The 18,164-nt window shown below is 38.3% G+C and carries 17 protein-coding genes, 1 rRNA gene and 2 riboswitches; all 18 genes read left to right on the forward strand.

The window, feature by feature from the left end; genetic code table 11:
* Positions 1–159: 159 nt before the first annotated feature.
* Positions 160–651 carry a hypothetical protein gene (locus J7E77_RS16175; RefSeq protein WP_214715704.1) on the forward strand — a complete coding sequence of 164 codons (492 nt, stop codon included), beginning with the start codon at positions 160–162 and terminating at the stop codon, positions 649–651.
* A gap of 15 nt (positions 652–666) precedes the next feature.
* On the forward strand, positions 667–1,131 hold the full coding sequence (locus J7E77_RS16180; RefSeq protein WP_214715706.1) for a hypothetical protein: 465 nt from the start codon (positions 667–669) through the stop codon (positions 1,129–1,131).
* Between the two features lie 14 nt (positions 1,132–1,145).
* Positions 1,146–1,295 (forward strand): hypothetical protein, encoded by a 150-nt coding sequence (locus J7E77_RS16185; protein WP_214715708.1) that lies wholly within the window; start codon positions 1,146–1,148, stop codon positions 1,293–1,295.
* A gap of 116 nt (positions 1,296–1,411) precedes the next feature.
* Positions 1,412–1,840: a hypothetical protein gene (locus tag J7E77_RS16190; RefSeq protein ID WP_214715709.1), complete on the forward strand. Its 429-nt coding sequence runs from the start codon at positions 1,412–1,414 to the stop codon at positions 1,838–1,840.
* Positions 1,841–2,142: 302 nt separating this feature from the next.
* Complete coding sequence (locus J7E77_RS30630; RefSeq protein WP_251026496.1) at positions 2,143–3,942, forward strand: DNA/RNA non-specific endonuclease; 1,800 nt, start codon at positions 2,143–2,145, stop codon at positions 3,940–3,942.
* Positions 3,943–3,944: 2 nt separating this feature from the next.
* On the forward strand, positions 3,945–4,436 hold the full coding sequence (locus J7E77_RS16200; RefSeq protein ID WP_251026497.1) for an immunity protein YezG family protein: 492 nt from the start codon (positions 3,945–3,947) through the stop codon (positions 4,434–4,436).
* 52 nt (positions 4,437–4,488) lie between these two features.
* Positions 4,489–4,677 carry a hypothetical protein gene (locus J7E77_RS16205; protein ID WP_214715710.1) on the forward strand — a complete coding sequence of 63 codons (189 nt, stop codon included), beginning with the start codon at positions 4,489–4,491 and terminating at the stop codon, positions 4,675–4,677.
* Between the two features lie 369 nt (positions 4,678–5,046).
* Positions 5,047–5,589: a hypothetical protein gene (locus tag J7E77_RS16210; protein WP_214715711.1), complete on the forward strand. Its 543-nt coding sequence runs from the start codon at positions 5,047–5,049 to the stop codon at positions 5,587–5,589.
* A 328-nt stretch (positions 5,590–5,917) separates the two neighbouring features.
* Positions 5,918–6,172 (forward strand): hypothetical protein, encoded by a 255-nt coding sequence (locus J7E77_RS16215; RefSeq protein ID WP_214715712.1) that lies wholly within the window; start codon positions 5,918–5,920, stop codon positions 6,170–6,172.
* A 251-nt stretch (positions 6,173–6,423) separates the two neighbouring features.
* A complete protein-coding gene (locus J7E77_RS16220; RefSeq protein WP_214715723.1) occupies positions 6,424–7,365 on the forward strand; it encodes an AAA family ATPase in 942 nt (313 codons plus the stop codon).
* A gap of 1 nt (position 7,366) precedes the next feature.
* Complete coding sequence (locus tag J7E77_RS16225; protein ID WP_214715713.1) at positions 7,367–8,590, forward strand: DUF58 domain-containing protein; 1,224 nt, start codon at positions 7,367–7,369, stop codon at positions 8,588–8,590.
* Positions 8,583–9,527, forward strand: coding sequence for a hypothetical protein (locus tag J7E77_RS30635; RefSeq protein WP_251028093.1), 945 nt, complete (start codon positions 8,583–8,585; stop codon positions 9,525–9,527). Before J7E77_RS16225 ends, J7E77_RS30635 begins: the two co-directional genes overlap by 8 nt.
* Positions 9,436–10,803: a DUF4129 domain-containing transglutaminase family protein gene (locus J7E77_RS30640; protein ID WP_251028094.1), complete on the forward strand. Its 1,368-nt coding sequence runs from the start codon at positions 9,436–9,438 to the stop codon at positions 10,801–10,803. The genes J7E77_RS30635 and J7E77_RS30640 overlap by 92 nt, the downstream gene beginning before the upstream one ends.
* Before the next feature lie 88 nt (positions 10,804–10,891).
* Positions 10,892–10,994, forward strand: a riboswitch (purine riboswitch).
* Between the two features lie 147 nt (positions 10,995–11,141).
* On the forward strand, positions 11,142–12,662 hold the full coding sequence (gene guaA, locus J7E77_RS16235) for a glutamine-hydrolyzing GMP synthase (protein WP_214715724.1): 1,521 nt from the start codon (positions 11,142–11,144) through the stop codon (positions 12,660–12,662).
* Positions 12,663–12,853: 191 nt separating this feature from the next.
* Positions 12,854–12,955: riboswitch (purine riboswitch) on the forward strand.
* 113 nt (positions 12,956–13,068) lie between these two features.
* Positions 13,069–14,397, forward strand: a complete 1,329-nt coding sequence (locus tag J7E77_RS16240) for an NCS2 family permease (protein ID WP_088085133.1) — start codon at positions 13,069–13,071, stop codon at positions 14,395–14,397.
* Positions 14,398–14,571: 174 nt separating this feature from the next.
* Positions 14,572–15,414 (forward strand): glucose PTS transporter transcription antiterminator GlcT, encoded by an 843-nt coding sequence (gene glcT / locus J7E77_RS16245; RefSeq protein ID WP_214715714.1) that lies wholly within the window; start codon positions 14,572–14,574, stop codon positions 15,412–15,414.
* 200 nt (positions 15,415–15,614) lie between these two features.
* Complete coding sequence (gene ptsG, locus J7E77_RS16250) at positions 15,615–17,690, forward strand: glucose-specific PTS transporter subunit IIBC (RefSeq protein ID WP_214715715.1); 2,076 nt, start codon at positions 15,615–15,617, stop codon at positions 17,688–17,690.
* Positions 17,691–18,027: 337 nt separating this feature from the next.
* A 16S ribosomal RNA gene (locus J7E77_RS16255) occupies positions 18,028–18,164 on the forward strand; the annotation flags it as partial.

The raw sequence follows: 18,164 nt of genomic DNA on the forward strand, positions 1-18,164 counted from the left end.
AACATTAGAGGTTGGTGGAAAGTTTTACAGGAAAATAATATCAGTGTAGAGGAATTTCAACGCATTAAGCTGACGCCAGTATCAGAATTGTAAGATCGTGAAATGAATTTATTCTTTTACCTTCGGGAGTCTGTAGAAAAACCAACAGAAGACACTTTAATGAGTAAGGTAGTACCAATAGACTCCATTGATGACTATCTAAGGAGAGAAAAGCCATATACAACCGTTGCCGGTTATGTAGCAAAGTATGAAGATGTTGCAAATGTAACAGGTGACTATAAGGAAACCCTTGAGACGTTACGGTTAGATTATACGTATGATGAAGATGGGATTGTTATTAGAACATATCCGGATGATGGTGATTCTTATGCGGTCATCCGCTTTAAATACCGTGATGTGTCGGACGATTTGATTCAAATACCATATGGTACAGAATTTTATGGTTCAACGACTGATGCATATCCTTGTATACATAATGGCTTTTTAGGCGGAAGAAATGAAACAATTGTTCCTGAGTGGCAAGTGAAGGATTATGATCGGGCAAACATTCAAGAAGGTGCTGAATTGTATAGGGTGGTTGATGGCAAAGAGGAGAAAATTGCTATCTTTAATAACGGCCGTTTTGAACCAATAGACTTTAATAATAATTAGAAGTGTGGGGGTATTATGGATAGATGCGTTGCTGTTTATGATAATAAGAAATATAAGGCCTTTGCAGCAAGGATTAAAGGTCAAATAACGAGCATCAAATTATTTCTGCACCGAAAAGAACCTGGTTTCACATCTGCTATGTCTGCATACGATAAAGATTTACATGAAAAAGAAGTAAAAAAGGAAGAGGTTTCGGAGTTATATCGGGAGTATTTTAAAGCCCGATATAAAAATTATGAATTCTTTGTTACTCGTATTTTCCAGGATGATAAAGAGATGGAAATTGTGACGGCAGATTCCAATTTAGGCAGAGAGTGTAATCTCGATTATCAAGATAGAGATCTGTATATGAAAAGACTAGGATCTGATGATGAATATCAACTTATTCATGTTAAGGAAGATTATCTGACCAAGAACACGATCCGAAGAGAAGTTACTATAGAGGAGTGTTTTAAAATAGAAACTGAGCTTTTTGAATAAGGGGGGATGGATCGATGACAGAAAGTCTTGTACAGGAAAAGATTGCTTTATTAAATGGATACGAAGAATCGTCAGAACAATTTCAGTACTGTTATGAAAAAATTATCTTCGATATCGTCAAAACAAAAGACTTGTTTACGGTGGTAAGGAAGGAATATCAGTAGAAAGTATTAAGGATGGGACGGCTCCCATTTTCTGCGGCATAGACTATAACGATATTCCGAGCGTTTGGTTATTTACTGAGGAAACTATTGCAAAGGAATATACGAACCATTACAACTTGAAAAAAGATGAGGTTGGCTTATATAAGAAAGTAGCCATTGAGGAATTAACGGTTTTTTTATTTAATGCGATGTTTTCTGGGGTCAGTGGATTAATTGTTGATGAAGGGAAAAATACGCTGACCACCAATGTATATGATTTAATAAATACCTCATTACTAGCGATGCAGCGCCAGCCTGTTTTAGAAAAACAAGAATACAAGATTATGACTCTGTTTAATCAAATGAAATTTGGGTCAAAAAAATTATGGATCATACCTGCAAAAGAGACGACAGGGGAAGAGCTAATCTATAATCAGTTTTCTCCGCTGCAAATTGAAAATACTATTAAATTTTATGCAAATCAGGATGAAAGTAAAAAAGAGTCGTTGGAGCATGGTTATAAAAATGAATTTTCAGCATCCGTCGACATAAACAGTCTGTATTAGTATTAAACCATTCTATCAACAAGGGGATAGAGGAAATACTTTTCGTTGGCAATGATTATGAAGTGAAAATGAGTTTTATAAAAGTATTAAATATATTGGCACGAATGAATGATCGAAAACGTAGTTAAATATTAAACCATTATTTTTAAGAGGCTATGGTTTTTCCTGCTAATTAAGGAGAAGCAAGATAGATTAAAGACAGGATTCAAAGTAAATCAGCTTTGAATCTATTTTTATAATCTCTTTTATCTTTACAATATAGATTGCCGAACAGTTCATCGCAAAACTGGGGGTATGATCGAATGGATGTAAAATATATCCCGTCTGACTGGGATAAGATGAAAGACGGCATTGGCGATTTAATTGGCCTGGGCCGCTGGAGCAAAGGGATGATCGATACTCTAAAGGATTTAAATGATAATTTAGAGGATGCTGAGTCTAATATCGCGAACTATGATAGTGATGGGGTCATATCCTTTCATCACACCAGCCAAAAAAGCAGGTACCAAGGATTGTTTGAAGATTTTCAGGTATTACATAGCTTTACCGGGAAGGTTGGGGAGATTGTCGATCGTACAATTGATCAGCCGTTCTATGAAGATATGGATGCGTTTGTTGAAGAAATGCGTGATTTAACGATTTCCAACTATACGACGACTAATCGAGTCGGGGCGACAGAGACTCAATATGTCTATGCAGGTTACGGTCCTGCTCAATCTTTTGAAGTACCTAAAACGGAAGTAAGCTTGGATGACTTGTTTAGTGGTGATAATTACTATGCTAATCAAATGAAGCTTGAATACGATGCTTGGAAAGAACTTAATCCAGACCAGGATTTCTCGCAAGAAGAATATCAACAAGCCGTTTTAAATACACGTGCTTTTGAGTATGAATCCATTCGGAACCAACAAGAAAACAAAGAATTTTGGGTGCAAATTGGGGCGTTAGTGGTCATTGTTGGAGCGACACTCATTTGTCCTCCAGCAGGCATGGCCTTAGGGGCTGCCTATGGTGCAATGGAACTTAGTTCATCTGTTTCCGGCAATGATTGGGTCTCTGGACGGGAGCTTGGGACAGGGGAACGCTGGTTCCGCGGGTTATTAGCTCCGTTGGACATTGTCCCGGGTGTGAGCGGTTTAAGCAAATTTAGCAGCACCGTACGCCTCGTACATGTGGGAGATTCATTCGGCCAGCTAGGCTTGAGAACAGGGGTTAAAGCGGGTCTTCATCAAGGAGTCACTGATATTGATAACATGATCAAAACTGCTGGTCAACAATCGATGACACGATTGAAGAATGCCTCGGCTGCCATAAAAGATGCAGCTGATGTTGTGATAATTAAGCTGGCAAAGGATACAATTGAAATAGGAAGACTAGCGGACACAGTTATAACAGGTATAAATAACACAGTCCCTTTCCCAAAAAGACTTGTGGTAACTTCAACAGGTGAAAAGGTGTATTTCCCTGTAGAAAAAAGTCCAGCCGTGGAGAATTCTTTAAAAGATATAATTAGTAAGATTGATGGAATTAATTTTGAGATTGCTGCAAGTAAAGGTAAGAGCAATGGTAAAAATATAATAAATGATACCATTGTCAAAGAGGTTAGAGAGATAGATTTTGGAGAACATATAATAAAGGGGAAAAATGGAAAAAAAGAACTCCTGCCGAATATAAAATATATAACAAATGATAACTATAAATACACTACTGACGATCTTGGGCGTATTATTGATGTTGATGCTCCTGAGCTTGTATTAAAAAAGGCTGATAGAAATAAATATGCACAAGCCAATGTCGGGGGAGAGGATAGATTACCAGATGATGATGGCGGTCATTTAATTGGAGCACAGTTTAATGGACCGGCTGATATTGATAATCTAGTACCTCAAAATAGTCAAATTAATAGACATGGTGGAGTCTGGTATGAGATGGAGACAGAATGGGCAAATGCACTGAAAGAAATACCACCTAAAAAGGTGTCTGTTCAAATTGAACCCATTTATACCAAGACATCAATGCGACCAGATTCATTTATGGTAGAATACGAGATTGATGGGGATTACCCAGTGATTCGTGAAATTGCGAATAAATCAGGAGGTTGACAATGATGAGCTTTGAACAAAAATTAAATAAATTATATCAACAAATAGCTCGAAAGATTAATGATATGATTCCGGTTGAATGGAGTAATTTTTACTTCAATGGAGAAGTGAAGGGGAAAGAAGGAGGAGTTTTTTTCTTTTTCACACCAAAAGTAGATAATGAAAAAGCTGTTTTTTCACATTTTATTCCCAAATTTTATGGTGTAGATAAGAGACTCTATAATACTGCACTTCATGAATTATTTGAACTAACCCATGCACTTCAAAAGGTATTTATTGATAATGACCAAGAACCTTGGTTTTCGGTCACAATGATAGTAAATGAATCCGGTAAATTAAATGTGAAGTTTGATTATATCAACTGGACTAATAGTGATTTCGGTCCTTCTGCAAGAATTAAATACTTTGAGTATAAATATATAAATCAAGATAATAACGTGCAAGACTTAGAATTAATAGTGAGAATGAAAGAATATGAAGAAACAAACAAATAGCTGGATAAAATACCTTTCCTACTAAAACTAGAACTAAAAAAGGGGTTTTTGTATGGTAAATAATATAAGAGGTGGAATTATGCTTAAGTCTGGTGATTATGCAATAATTAATAATTTCGAATATGAAATATACGATAATGGTGATGACACTTTTAATTTAGTAACAAATGATCCCAATCTATTAAAGAAGGATTTAGTAAGGATAATTTTTCCAATATCTTTTTTAAGATTATTAATGTAAAAGATCTTAAGAACGCTCTTAATGTTAAAACGTATGGAAAATATAAGAATGTAGAGATAAATGTGCATAAGGAAAATGAAAATCAATTTCTGGTTGGTACTTCCGATTCTTCAATAGCTAAAACCTTAGGTTTAGATAGAACTGATAAATATTATTATGAAAAATGGGTGCCAAAAGAAGATGTACAGTTATTTGAAGTCAGAAAGCCACTCATATTTTAAAATTAAACTGAGCTGTATAGCATTAATAAATATAATTAGGAAATATGGGTCGTTAATAAAGGATTCAAAGTCAAATGAGCCTTGAATCCAGTTTTATATTCCCTGATACCAAGGTTTTTCCTAATAGTTTAGGGATGAGATGAATAGAATGGTAGATAAATTAAATTGGGATCAGAATGAAATTAGCTGGTATTTTGGACACGATATTGTTAAAAGAATAAATAATATTATCTTGGCATCAGTAAAAAAGGATAGAAAAATTATCTTCATTGAAGCAGGGACTAACTTTATCACCGAACAAGTGTACTACTTTTTATATAACGGAGATTCGTTTTTTATGTATGATAAAATATCAGGAATTGTTGAATGGAATGCTAATGGGGCATTAACTAAAAAGAAAGTAGATAATATTAAACAGGTATCCTATTATCCAGATGAACAGAGAATTCTAATACTAAAAATGAATGATTATGGAAGTAGTATTCTGGGGTTAGACTTAATGGAAGATCTCGTGTTTGAAATAAGTGAACCTAAGGGATATAGAATGGAATATTTATCAGAAATAAATCAAGCCCCAGTGGTGGTATGTGAAGGGGATGAAAATCATGTTGATACTTTTGGAAGAGGAAGAATGAATTTTTTTATTAATTTAAAAACTGCACAGCTTAAAAAAGGTAATTTAGCGTATTAAAAAATCCCTAGCGGTAAAGAAGCCGCTTAGGTTTTTTTTATCATCCATTACGGAAGTTAAGGGACAAAATAAATTAAGGAATCCAGAATTAAGGTAATGGCTAATAATTTATTAACTATAATTTTACTAAGCTTAAAGTGATCTAAGGAGGATAAAATTTGGTTAAAAAAATTATTAGGTGAACAATTGGGCATAAAAAATCCCATAGAATATTATTGGGGTGTAATTAACCCATGGGTAGACATGAGGAGCGGCCAGGCGGAGATTCATATAACATATTCCTAAACTAGGATTCAAAGGGAATGGCTACTGGAGAGTGAAGGTAATTATGACAAAAAATGAATTCTTAAATAAGATTTCAAATGAAAATCCTAATATTGGTGCATATCAGATTGAAACGGATTGCATTACAGAAGCCTCCTTTGTCCTCGGATGTTATTATGATGGTGAGGATGAGATTTGGAAAATATATGAAACTGGTGAACGAGGCTTTAAATCGATTATCTTTAAGGCAGCAGATGAAAATACAGCTTTTGCTAAACTATATAAACTAGTAGGCATGCATGAAAGATTAAATGAATAACTCTGAAAAGATTATGATAAACAGCAATTAATCCAAAAGATTTATAAATTAAGGAGTCTACTCTTTTTATGGGAGTAGGCTTTTTTGTTTAGTGACACTTTTGTCATTAAATTTCTGTCTAACATTTACCCAGTTTTGAATATTGTGTGCCCATTTTTAAAGGAATATTTTAGGAGTACATAGAATAGTTACATGAATCCCCTAATCAGCTATTAAACATCCGAGGAGGAGTCACCTTGTCTCTTGAACAAATGAATCCCGTGATTGAAAAAATACTCGTAAACATTGAAAAGGTTATGATTGGAAAAAGAGACGTTGCTGAACTTAGTCTGGTTGCCCTGTTAGCTGGCGGCCACGTCTTGTTAGAAGACGTACCAGGTGTCGGGAAAACGATGATGGTTCGTGCCCTGGCAAAGTCTGTGAATGCCAACTTCCGCAGAATTCAATTCACACCCGATCTATTGCCCTCCGATGTAACCGGAGTCTCCATATATAATCCAATAGAAATGGAATTTCAATTTCGTCCCGGTCCGTTAATGGGGAACATCATTCTTGCCGATGAAATTAACCGGACATCCCCGAAGACACAGTCGGCACTCTTAGAAGGGATGGAGGAAGCGAGTGTAACCATTGATGGAATAACCCATCAACTGAACAAACCATTTTTCGTTATGGCAACGCAAAACCCAATCGAATATGAAGGGACATACCCGCTCCCTGAGGCACAACTTGACCGTTTTTTATTAAAAATGAAAATGGGTTACCCGGACTTACAAGAGGAAATGGAAGTGTTAAACCGAGCACAAAAAATCCCGCCGATTGAGGATTTAACGCCAGTGATTGACCTTGAAGGCCTCCGCGATTTACAAAAAGAAATTAAAGATGTCTTCGTCGATGATACGATTAAGCGTTACATTGTCGACATTGTCAATCGCACAAGGGGCCACGGCAGCGTTTACCTTGGGGCAAGTCCAAGGGGTTCAATCGCCTTGATGAAAGCAGCACAGGCCTATTCGTATATGTTTGGACGTGAATATGTCCTGCCTGATGACATTCAATATTTGGCCCGATTTGTCTTATCCCATCGGATTATTTTGAAATCAGAGGCAAAGTTTGAAGGGATTACTGCTGAAGAAATAGTTAATCGGGTGGTTGCAAGAGTACCTGTACCGGTCCAAAGGTTAGTGAAATAGAATGAAAAAGCTCTGGATTCCAATCAAAAAAGTGTGGAAGTTTATCCTGTTACTTTTTTTGATTCTGTTAACCTTTTCTTACGCGATGTTCCAAGGAGGGTTTGTCAGCTGGTTTTTATTTTATAGCTTTTTACCCTTTGCGATCTATTGTGTGGCCATATCCTTCTACTCCTTAAATGAACTTGAAGTCACAAGAATATTGCAAAAATTGGATTACAACGCGGGGGAACCTTTAAAGGTAGCAGTTACAGTGAAAAGGTCAAAATCCTTTCCGTTATTTTATTTACTTGTCGAGGACAACTTAGAGGATTCCTTGAAATTTGCCAATCAGCAAAAGAAACCAAAGGCACTTCTTTTACCGGGCTTGAAAAAGGAATTTTCTTATGAATATATCATTGATGAGCTGCCGCGCGGTGAACATTTTTTTCAGTCCTTTACCTTAAGAATCGGTGATCCACTTGGTTTATTTGAAAAAGAAAAAAGGTTAACTGTAGAGGGAAAAATTATTGTCTATCCAGCTTATTCTGAGTTATCATATCGTCCATTTGAAAATCAGTATGATCAAGGGCTGACCGCATCAAGGGAACGTGTGCAGCGTGATACATCAATGGCTACGGGAGTAAGGGACTACCAGCCTGGTGACCGATTTTCGTGGATTAACTGGAAAGCCTCTGCGAAACGAAACGTACTAATGACAAAGGAATTTGAGCAGCGGCAATCACACGATGTGTTCGTTGTCATGGATTGTGTACCGGATAAGCACTTTGAGCCAGTTGTATCGTTTACCGCCTCCTTGCTGCGGGCCATTTTGAAAAAAGGAGCCCAGACAGGCCTATTAACGATTAGCAACGAGCGGGCATCGTTCCCGATCCGAGGCGGAGAACAGCATCTCCAGCAACTCTTTTATCATTTAGCAAAAATAGAAGCGAAATGTATCTCACCTTTTGAAAAGGTGTTAGATACAGATGGTCTGTTTATCCAACAAACGGTTTCATTTATGCTTGTCACTGCACAGATAACCAAACCCTTGATTGAAAAAGCAAGTTTTCTTGGACAACGAAAAGGAGGAACCATTACGATTTTTCTAATAAAGGGGGAGAAAGAATCCCCAACAGAAAACGAAAGATCACTCATTGCAATGGCCAATGCACGAGGGGTGCGGATTGTTATGGTTCATGAAGGTCAACACAAGGCAGCCTTTTCGGAGGTGAACTTTTTTGATTAAAAGGGATTATCCGTCGTTTCTGTTATATACGTTTGGTTTTCTATTATTATGGGAGTGGCTTCGTCCAGTTGAACAATTAACGGAAACGGAACATATTGAAACATTTATTATTTTCCTGATTATTTCGTTTGCCCTCTCTTTTTTACATCTAAAATGGATTTGGCAATATCTGATTAAAATGATATTTATCTTATATTCTATCAACCGCATCCACTATGATGAAGGGTTCTTTCAGTTTAGCTGGGTTAAGTCCTTATTAACGGATGTGATCGATAATATTGGCTTGATCGCTGCAAGGGACTGGAACGACTTATCCAATGAGTTCCGGACACTATTATTCTTTGTCCTGCTTTGGCTAATGGTCTATTTAATTCATTATTGGCTCTTAAACCGGAAACGAATATTTATCTTTTATCTTATGACATTGATTTATATTACGGTTTTGGATACGTTTACCCCTTATAGCGCAAAAGCGGCGATTGTCAGAACAGTGGTGGCTGGTTTTGCGGTAATGGGGATGCTGACGTTTTACCGGATTATCCAGAGGGAGAATGTAAACATCGAGCCAGCTTTCTTTCGAAAGTGGATGGTGCCGCTAGCAAGAATGATTGCATTTAGTGTTTTTCTAGGAATAGTGGTACCAAAAGCTGAACCGATATGGCCCGATCCTGTTCCCTATTTAACAGCTAATAACGATAAAGTTCCAGAACGCAATCTTAGTGGTGTGCATCGAATTGGCTACGGAACGAATGATTCGGCTTTAGGCGGCCCATTTATAGGGGACAACAACCCGGTTTTTAACTATGAAGCGAACGGAAAAAGTTATTGGAAGATGGAAACGAAGGATGTGTACACAGGAAAAAGGCTGGCTAACATCTGGGACAACGCCCATTTCCTTCCGACAGGAAGACTTGGTCCCTGTTTATTCATTGCCTAAAACTGTGGAGACAATTAAGGAATCCGCCCGTGTATTAACCCATGTAGGTTATAATTATAACTATCTTATGTATCCTGCCGGTATTAATAAAGTGTTAAAAATTCTGCCGCTTGATGCAGCTGGAAATGACTTTGAGGTCGATACAACGAATGAGAGAATCAGCTTTTACAATCATAACAAAGCTCCTGTTGTACCTCGCGTCTTTACAGTTGAATTTGAAACACCCAAATATAAAGCAAAGGATTTAGTCCAAACAACTAGTTTTGATCCGACAAGCATCAACCCTGAATTTTATGAAAAGTATACCCGACTGCCCGAGGGGCTCCCACCTAGAGTTAAAGAGTTAGCAGAAGAAATTACTGCCTCAAAATCGAATTGGTTCGATAAAGCGAAGGCAGTGGAAAGTTATTTTGGAAAAGCGGAATTCACCTACGACCAAAAAAATGTTGCGGTGCCTGACACCAACGATGATTATGTCGATCAGTTTTTATTTGATACAAAAAGGGGTTATTGCGATAATTTCTCCTCATCCATGGCGGTTATGCTTCGAACACTGGGGATTCCCACTCGCTGGGTCAAAGGGTTTACGGGCGGAGATTTTCTCCAATATAGTGATGAGGCTTCAGGGGTACAGGTTTATGAAGTAACAAATAATAATGCCCACTCCTGGGTGGAGGTCTTTTTTCCAAATCAAGGCTGGGTCCCATTTGAGCCAACAAAGGGCTTTTCAAATGAAATCATCATCAATTATGAATCAACAGCGACATCATCATCTAATCCGCAAACCAGCACCCCAACTGTGAAAAAGCCTCAGCAGGAAAATCTTAATGATACGAAGGCGTCAAATGATTCGAATCAATTCTCTGATATCAAAAGAATATGGACTGATTCAAAATTGTTTTTGAAAAATAATTGGATGCGGATGGTTCTTATATTCATACTCTTAGCAGGAGTATTTACGATTCTTTATCGGGGCCGTGGGAAGTGGGTTCCGTACTTGCTGTTAGCGGTTTATCGGTTCAAGAAAAAGGATGAAAGTTTCGGTGCTGCCTACCTGGCTTTATTAGAACAGTTCGATCGCTACGGTTTAAAGCGGAAGGAGAACCAAACACTGAGGAACTATGCCCGTTATATTGATTCGTTCTTTTCGACGAGAGAGATGTCCCGATTGACAGCTATTTATGAAAATTATGTGTATCATCAAAACCTGCCAAAGGGAACTTGGGAAGAATCGCATGAATTATGGGAAAATTTAATCAAAAAAACAATTGCTTGACCAGAAAAACGACCTATTGTTACAATATGTACTATTCAATGTCTAGCGTAAGCTATTAGCGGAATTCGCTATATGGTGTGTGCGCTTTTCAAAATATGTACGTTTCCTTCATATATCCTCGAAAATAAGGTTCGAGAGTCTCTACCGGGTCACCGTATAATGACCTGACTATGAAGGCAGGATTTTTCTGTGAGCATCTTGCAAGAAAACTAGAATTCTGCCTTCCTGATATTTAATGGAGGGAGAATTCTAGTTTTTTTTATATCATTTGTTGTTACGGTTAATACTAACTATATCTTTAGAAAATTGGGGTGAATGCTTTGCCAGGAAAGCATGAAATGATTATTGTATTAGATTTTGGGAGTCAATATAACCAGCTAATTACTCGCAGGATTCGCGAGTTCGGGGTATACAGTGAACTGCATCCGCATACGATTACAGCAGAAGAAATTCGCCAATTAAACCCAACAGGGATTATTTTTTCGGGCGGACCAAACAGTGTGTACGATGAAAATTCCTTCCGTTGTGATGAAGAAATATTTGAAATGGGTCTGCCTATTCTCGGAATTTGTTACGGGATGCAATTAATGACTGTCCATTTCAATGGGAAGGTTGAAAAAGCTAAAGAACGTGAATACGGGAAAGCAACCATGACGGTGCAGCATGAATCAGCGCTATTTAGCGGCCTGCCTAAAGAGCAAACCGTATGGATGAGCCACGGCGATCTTGTGGTAGAAGCTCCTGCAGGTTTTACTGTTGACGGCACGAACCCAACCTGCCCGATTTCCGCGATGAGTAATGAAGAGCGAAAGCTATACGCTGTTCAGTTTCATCCGGAAGTACGTCATTCTGTTTATGGAAATGAATTGCTTAGAAATTTTGTTTTTAACGTTTGTAAAAGCAGCGGTGATTGGTCAATGGGGAATTACATTGAAATCGAGATGGCGAAGATTCGCGAACAGGTTGGCGATAAAAAGGTGCTTTGTGCCTTAAGTGGCGGGGTTGACTCTTCCGTTGTTGCCGTGTTAATTCATAAAGCGATTGGTGACCAACTAACTTGTATTTTTGTGGACCATGGTCTTCTCCGTAAAAATGAAGCAGAAAGTGTGATGAAGACTTTCTCTGAAGGCTTCCATATGAATGTAATCAAGGTCGATGCTAAAGAACGTTTCCTATCGAAGTTGGAAGGCGTTTCTGACCCTGAAAAGAAACGGAAAATCATCGGCAATGAGTTTATCTATGTATTTGATGATGAAGCAACAAAGCTTAAGGGCATCGAGTTTTTAGCCCAAGGAACGCTTTATACCGATATCATTGAAAGTGGTACAGCTACGGCACAGACGATTAAATCACATCACAATGTAGGCGGTCTGCCAGAAGATATGCAGTTTACTTTAATTGAACCATTAAGCACCTTGTTTAAAGATGAAGTCCGTGCACTTGGAACAGAGCTTGGCATTCCGGATGATATCGTCTGGAGACAGCCTTTCCCAGGCCCAGGTCTAGGAATTCGCGTCCTAGGAGCTATTTCAGATGATAAACTTGAAATCGTTCGTGATTCGGATTGGATCCTTCGTGAGGAAATTAAAAAGGCTGGGCTTGACCGAGAAATATGGCAGTATTTCACCGTACTTCCAGACATTCGCAGTGTCGGGGTAATGGGTGATGCAAGAACTTACGATTATACCATCGGTATCCGAGCAGTTACCTCGATTGACGGAATGACATCCGATTGGGCAAGGATTCCGTGGGATGTCCTAGAAGTAATTTCGACGCGTATTGTTAACGAAGTAGCGCATGTGAACCGGGTAGTGTACGACATTACCAGCAAGCCGCCAGCAACAATTGAGTGGGAATAAGAAAAGCAGAAGCGCCTAGGCGCTGGAGTTAGACAATAAGAAAAGCGATAACGTAAGAACTGGAACTATAGTTCCAGTTCTTATTTATTTTAGGAGTGAAATATTCACGAACGATTTCAATTTTAATTTTAAAATCGTTCGTATTTTTTGTTTACAAGATATTTTTTTCCTGCTAAAATAAAAAACGAGTTAAGAGAATATAATAATTGCATCGTATAATCTTGGGGATATGGCCCAAAAGTTTCTACCGAGCCACCGTAAATGGCTTGACTACGAGGAAGTGTCATTAATAAAGAGGCTAGCTTCCTTTTCCTCTATTATTGCACATGCCTAAAGTCACGCTCCGGTAGAATATACCGGAGCTTTTTTTTGCATAATAAAGAAAAGATTCATAGGGGGAAAAGAAATGCAGAAGTATTTTGAGTTTGAGAAACACGGTACAAATTATCGCCGCGAGTTTATTGGTGGACTGACCACCTTCTTAGCGATGGCTTATATACTAGTTGTTAACCCGTTAACATTATCATTAGCATCGATAAAGGATTATCCTGATGCCTTACGAATGGATTATGGTGCCGTATTTGTGGCAACAGCCCTCGCATCAGCGATAGGATCGATTGTCATGGGACTTCTTGGAAAGTATCCACTAGCACTAGCCCCGGGAATGGGCTTGAATGCGTTCTTTGCTTATACAGTTGTATTAGGAAGCGGGATTCCTTGGCAGCATGCCCTTGGCGCAGTGCTTATCTCAGGTGTATTTTTCTTCTTATTAACGCTCACTGGCCTGCGAGAAAAAATTATTAACGCCATTCCAGTCGATTTAAAACACGCCGTTGGTGCCGGGATTGGCTTATTCATTACCTTTATCGGATTACAAAATGCTGGTATTGTGGTCAATAATGATGCAACACTTGTTGGTTTAGGCGATTTGACAGCAGGACCTACTTTACTTGCTATTTTTGGGATCGTTGTTACAGTAATTATGATGACAAGAGGTATTAATGGTGCCGTATTTTATGGAATGGTCATCACAGTAATCGTCGGAATGATCTTTAACTTAATTGATATGCCGCATAAAGTAGTCGATTCAGTTCCAAGTTTAGCGCCGACCTTTGGTGCAGCCTTCTCTTCGTTCGGAGATAGTTCTTTTTATACAACTGCAATGCTTGGAATTATTCTAACTTTCTTGTTTGTTGATTTCTTTGACAATGCTGGTACACTTGTCGCAGTGGCGAACCAAGCGGGAATTATGAAAGACAATAAACTGCCTCGAGCTGGACGCGCGTTAATTTCGGATTCGATTGCAACAACTGTCGGTGCAGTACTTGGTACATCCACTACAACGTCTTACATTGAGTCATCTGCAGGGGTCGCCTCTGGAGCGAGAACTGGGTTTGCAGCTTTAGTAACAGCCGGATTCTTTATCTTATCGTTATTCTTCTTTCCGTTATTATCGGTTGTTACAGCACCTGTAACGGCACCTGCTTTAATTATTGTTGGGGTATTAATGGTATCTTCATTAGGGAAAATTGATTGGCAGCGTTTTGAGATTGCTGTTCCAGCATTCTTAACGATGATTGCGATGCCACTGACTTACAGTATTGCCACTGGTATTGCTGTTGGGTTTATCTTCTACCCAATTACGATGATCGTAAAGGGCAGAACAAAAGAAATCCACCCGGTCATGTACTTCTTTTTTGTAATCTTTGTACTATATTTCATTTTCTTAAAATAAGTCAAAAGGAACTGTGGGCTGCCACAGTTCTTTTTTATTGGGTTGAGAGGGATGAAATTTGAATAAATTACTAGTCGTAAGTTCATGTAGCTGTCGAACTTTGTCGTTGACTTCCTGTTTTCTCTCTTTTATCCTGTAAATAATAGGTTAAAAGGTAGAAATGGGGAATTGGGTATGGCAGAACTGCTGATTGAAAAGGTTTTAAATAATAATGTTTTAATTGCTGAACACCCTTCCTATGGAGAAGTTGTTTTGATCGGCAAAGGACTTGGCTTTAATCGCAAGCGCGGGGACTATATCGAAACAGATTCAGTGGAAAAACTCTTTGTCTTAAAAAATGAAAAGGAGCAAGAAAATTATATTAAATTGCTTCCTTTTATCGATAATGAATACTTAGAGGTAATCATAACCTCCATTGAATTAATCAAGCAACGAACAAATTCGGTGTTAAACGAACATATCCATGTGGCATTAACGGACCATCTTATGTTTGCTTTAACGAGGGTCTCGCAAGGAATGGAATTGAAAAATCCATTTTTAGTGGAGACGAAAACGCTTTACCGTCACGAGTACGAAGTGGCAAAAGACGTCGTGGAGCTCATTAAGGATAAGACAGGAATTGGCCTTCCGATTGGGGAAATAGGATTTATCGCCCTGCATATTCATAGTGCGCTAACAAATAAAAATCTTTCGGATGTAAATCAACACTCACAACTAGTCAGTATATTGGTCGATATGGTTGAAGAGCAGCTTGAAATAGAGATAGATAAAGAAGGAATCGATTATATGAGACTGGTTCGTCACCTTCGCTTTGCCATTGATAGAGTAGTTAAGGGTGAAAAAGTCGATGAACCAGAAAAAATTTCTTCCCTATTGAAAGATGAATATCCTGTATGTTATAATCTTTCATGGAAGCTCATTAAAGTGATGCAACAATCATTAAAATTGAAAGTCTTTGATGCAGAAGCAGTATATTTAACAATGCATTTGCAGCGACTTCAGAAAAAATTTAAATAGCAATTATTTTTTACGTGTTACTGATTCGATCAGGCATGAGTAAAAAGTTTAATTGAAATGAAGTTAATGGGGTAATCTATACCCATGGTTTCATTCAGTTGATTTTTTACTCATGCCTTTTTTTATTGCCTTTTTTTATTGCCTTTTTTGGATAATGTAACCGCTTTATGAGCTAAACAAAAAATTAGGAGGTATTTTTTATGTTTAAAAATGCTTTTGGTGTTTTACAGAAAGTCGGTAAAGCGCTTATGTTACCAGTAGCGATCTTGCCTGCTGCCGGAATATTATTAGCAGTTGGTAATGCGCTTCAAAACCCAACATTAATTGACCTCGCCCCGTTCTTAGATAATAGTGGGATCGCGATGGTTGCGAAAATTATGGAGCAGGCAGGTAGTGTTATATTTGGTAACCTGTCCTTGTTATTTGCTGTTGGGGTAGCGATTGGACTAGCTGGAGGAGAAGGTGTAGCTGGACTTGCTGCGATTGTAGGGTTCCTGATTATGAATGCAACCATGGGAACAGCTTTAGGTATAGATGCAGATGCACTTGCCAAAAATCCTCAAAGTTACGCATCTGTTTTAGGGATTCCAACACTGCAAACCGGAGTTTTTGGAGGTATCATCGTCGGTCTGATTGCCGCGTATATGTATAATAGATTCTTCGAAATTGAATTGCCATCCTATCTAGGATTCTTTGCTGGTAAGCGATTCGTTCCAATTGCAACGGCTGCAAGTACTGTTCTTTTAGGATTGCTAATGATTGTTATTTGGCCTCCAATTCAAACAGGCTTGAATCTATTCTCCACTAACATGGTTGATGCAAACAGAACTGTTGCTGCCTTTATTTTTGGGGTCATTGAACGTTCGTTAATTCCATTTGGATTGCATCATATTTTCTATGCGCCATTCTGGTATGAATTTGGTAGCTATACAAATTCTGCTGGCGATCTTGTACGTGGTGACCAACGTATTTTCATGGAACAAATTAAAGATAATGTCCAACATTTAACTGCAGGTACATTTACAACGGGTAAATATCCGTTTATGATGTTTGGACTTCCTGCAGCAGCACTAGCCATTTACCATGAAGCTCGACCAGAAAAGAAAGCGATTGTAGGGGGATTGATGGCTTCTGCAGCGTTAACTTCTTTCCTAACAGGTATTACAGAACCAATTGAGTTCTCATTCTTGTTTGTTGCTCCAGTATTATTTGGAATCCACGCAATTTTTGCGGGATTATCCTTTATGACAATGCACTTGTTAAATGTAAAAATCGGGATGACGTTCTCAGGTGGATTAATTGACTATATTCTTTTTGGTTTAATTAACCCACAAACAAATGCGTGGATCGTTATACCAGTAGGTCTTGTCTTTGCGTTGATTTATTACTTTGGTTTCCGATTTGCGATTCGCAAGTGGAATTTAAAAACACCAGGTCGTGAATTAGAAGAAGATGATGATAGCCAAGCACCGACAGGCAAAGCAGGCTCAGGTGATTTAGCTGCTAATATTTTAGATGCAATGGGTGGTAAGGAAAATATTGCTCATTTAGATGCTTGTATTACACGTCTCCGTGTATCGGTTAATGATAGTAAAAACGTTGATAAAGCCCAACTGAAAAAACTTGGAGCTGCGGGTGTCCTTGAAGTAGGTAATAACATTCAAGCGATTTTTGGACCACGCTCTGAAACAATCAAAGGACAAATGAAAGATATCATGTCAGGTAAGAGACCTCGTACGACTTCTGTTGATACACCAGAAAAAGGTGCAGAACAACAAAGCGGGGCCACTAATTCAGATGCACTTCAAAAAGCACGTGAAAATGAAGTATTTGCAGCGCCGCTTAAAGGTGAAATCAAACCGATTACCGAAGTGCCGGATCAGGTGTTTGCTGGAAAAATGATGGGCGATGGCTTTGCGATTGTACCGGCAGAAGGAACGATTGTTTCACCTGTCAACGGAAAAATCGTAAACCTATTCCCAACAAAACATGCAATTGGTATTTTATCTGATACTGGTCGTGAAATACTGATTCATGTGGGGATTGATACTGTTAATTTAAAAGGCCAAGGATTTGAGACATTAGTGTCAGAAAATGACATTGTCGAACAAGGACAGCCTTTATTGAAAGTAGATTTAAATTACATTAAAGAACACGCAACATCTACAATCACACCAATTGTCTTCACGAACTTAGCTGAGGGTGAAAAAGTCGTTATTAATAAACAAGGTCAAGTGGAGTTGAAGCAAGAAGGAATCATCAAGATTACTAAGTAAATTGGGAGCCGGTCCAAATGTTTGGATCGGCTTTTATACTTATTAATAGAAGAAAGTGGATATACAAATTTATTTGAAATTTTTATTGACGTTGTCTAAACTAGGTGGTAGTATATTAAAGCAGTCGTTATTGACGAGTTAACAACTTGTTGGTGTTGAAAAATATTTGATAAGTTGGTTGACAACGAATTACTGAGGTGTTATAGTTATAAAGTTGCTTCAAACGAAGTAACAAGCTTGTTCTTTGAAAACTAAACAAACAAAATCGTGCAAACAAACAAAAATTTTAGTTTCAATTAAGAAACTAAGCCAACGTAACAAAATGAGCTAATCAACTTTCTTGGAGAGTTTGATCCTGGCTCAGGACGAACGCTGGCGGCGTGCCTAATACATGCAAGTCGAGCGAATCAATAGGAGCTTGCTCCTGTTGATTAGCGGCGGACGGGTGAGTAACACGTGGGCAACCTGCCTGTA

The organism is Bacillus sp. ISL-77, from assembly GCF_018613105.1.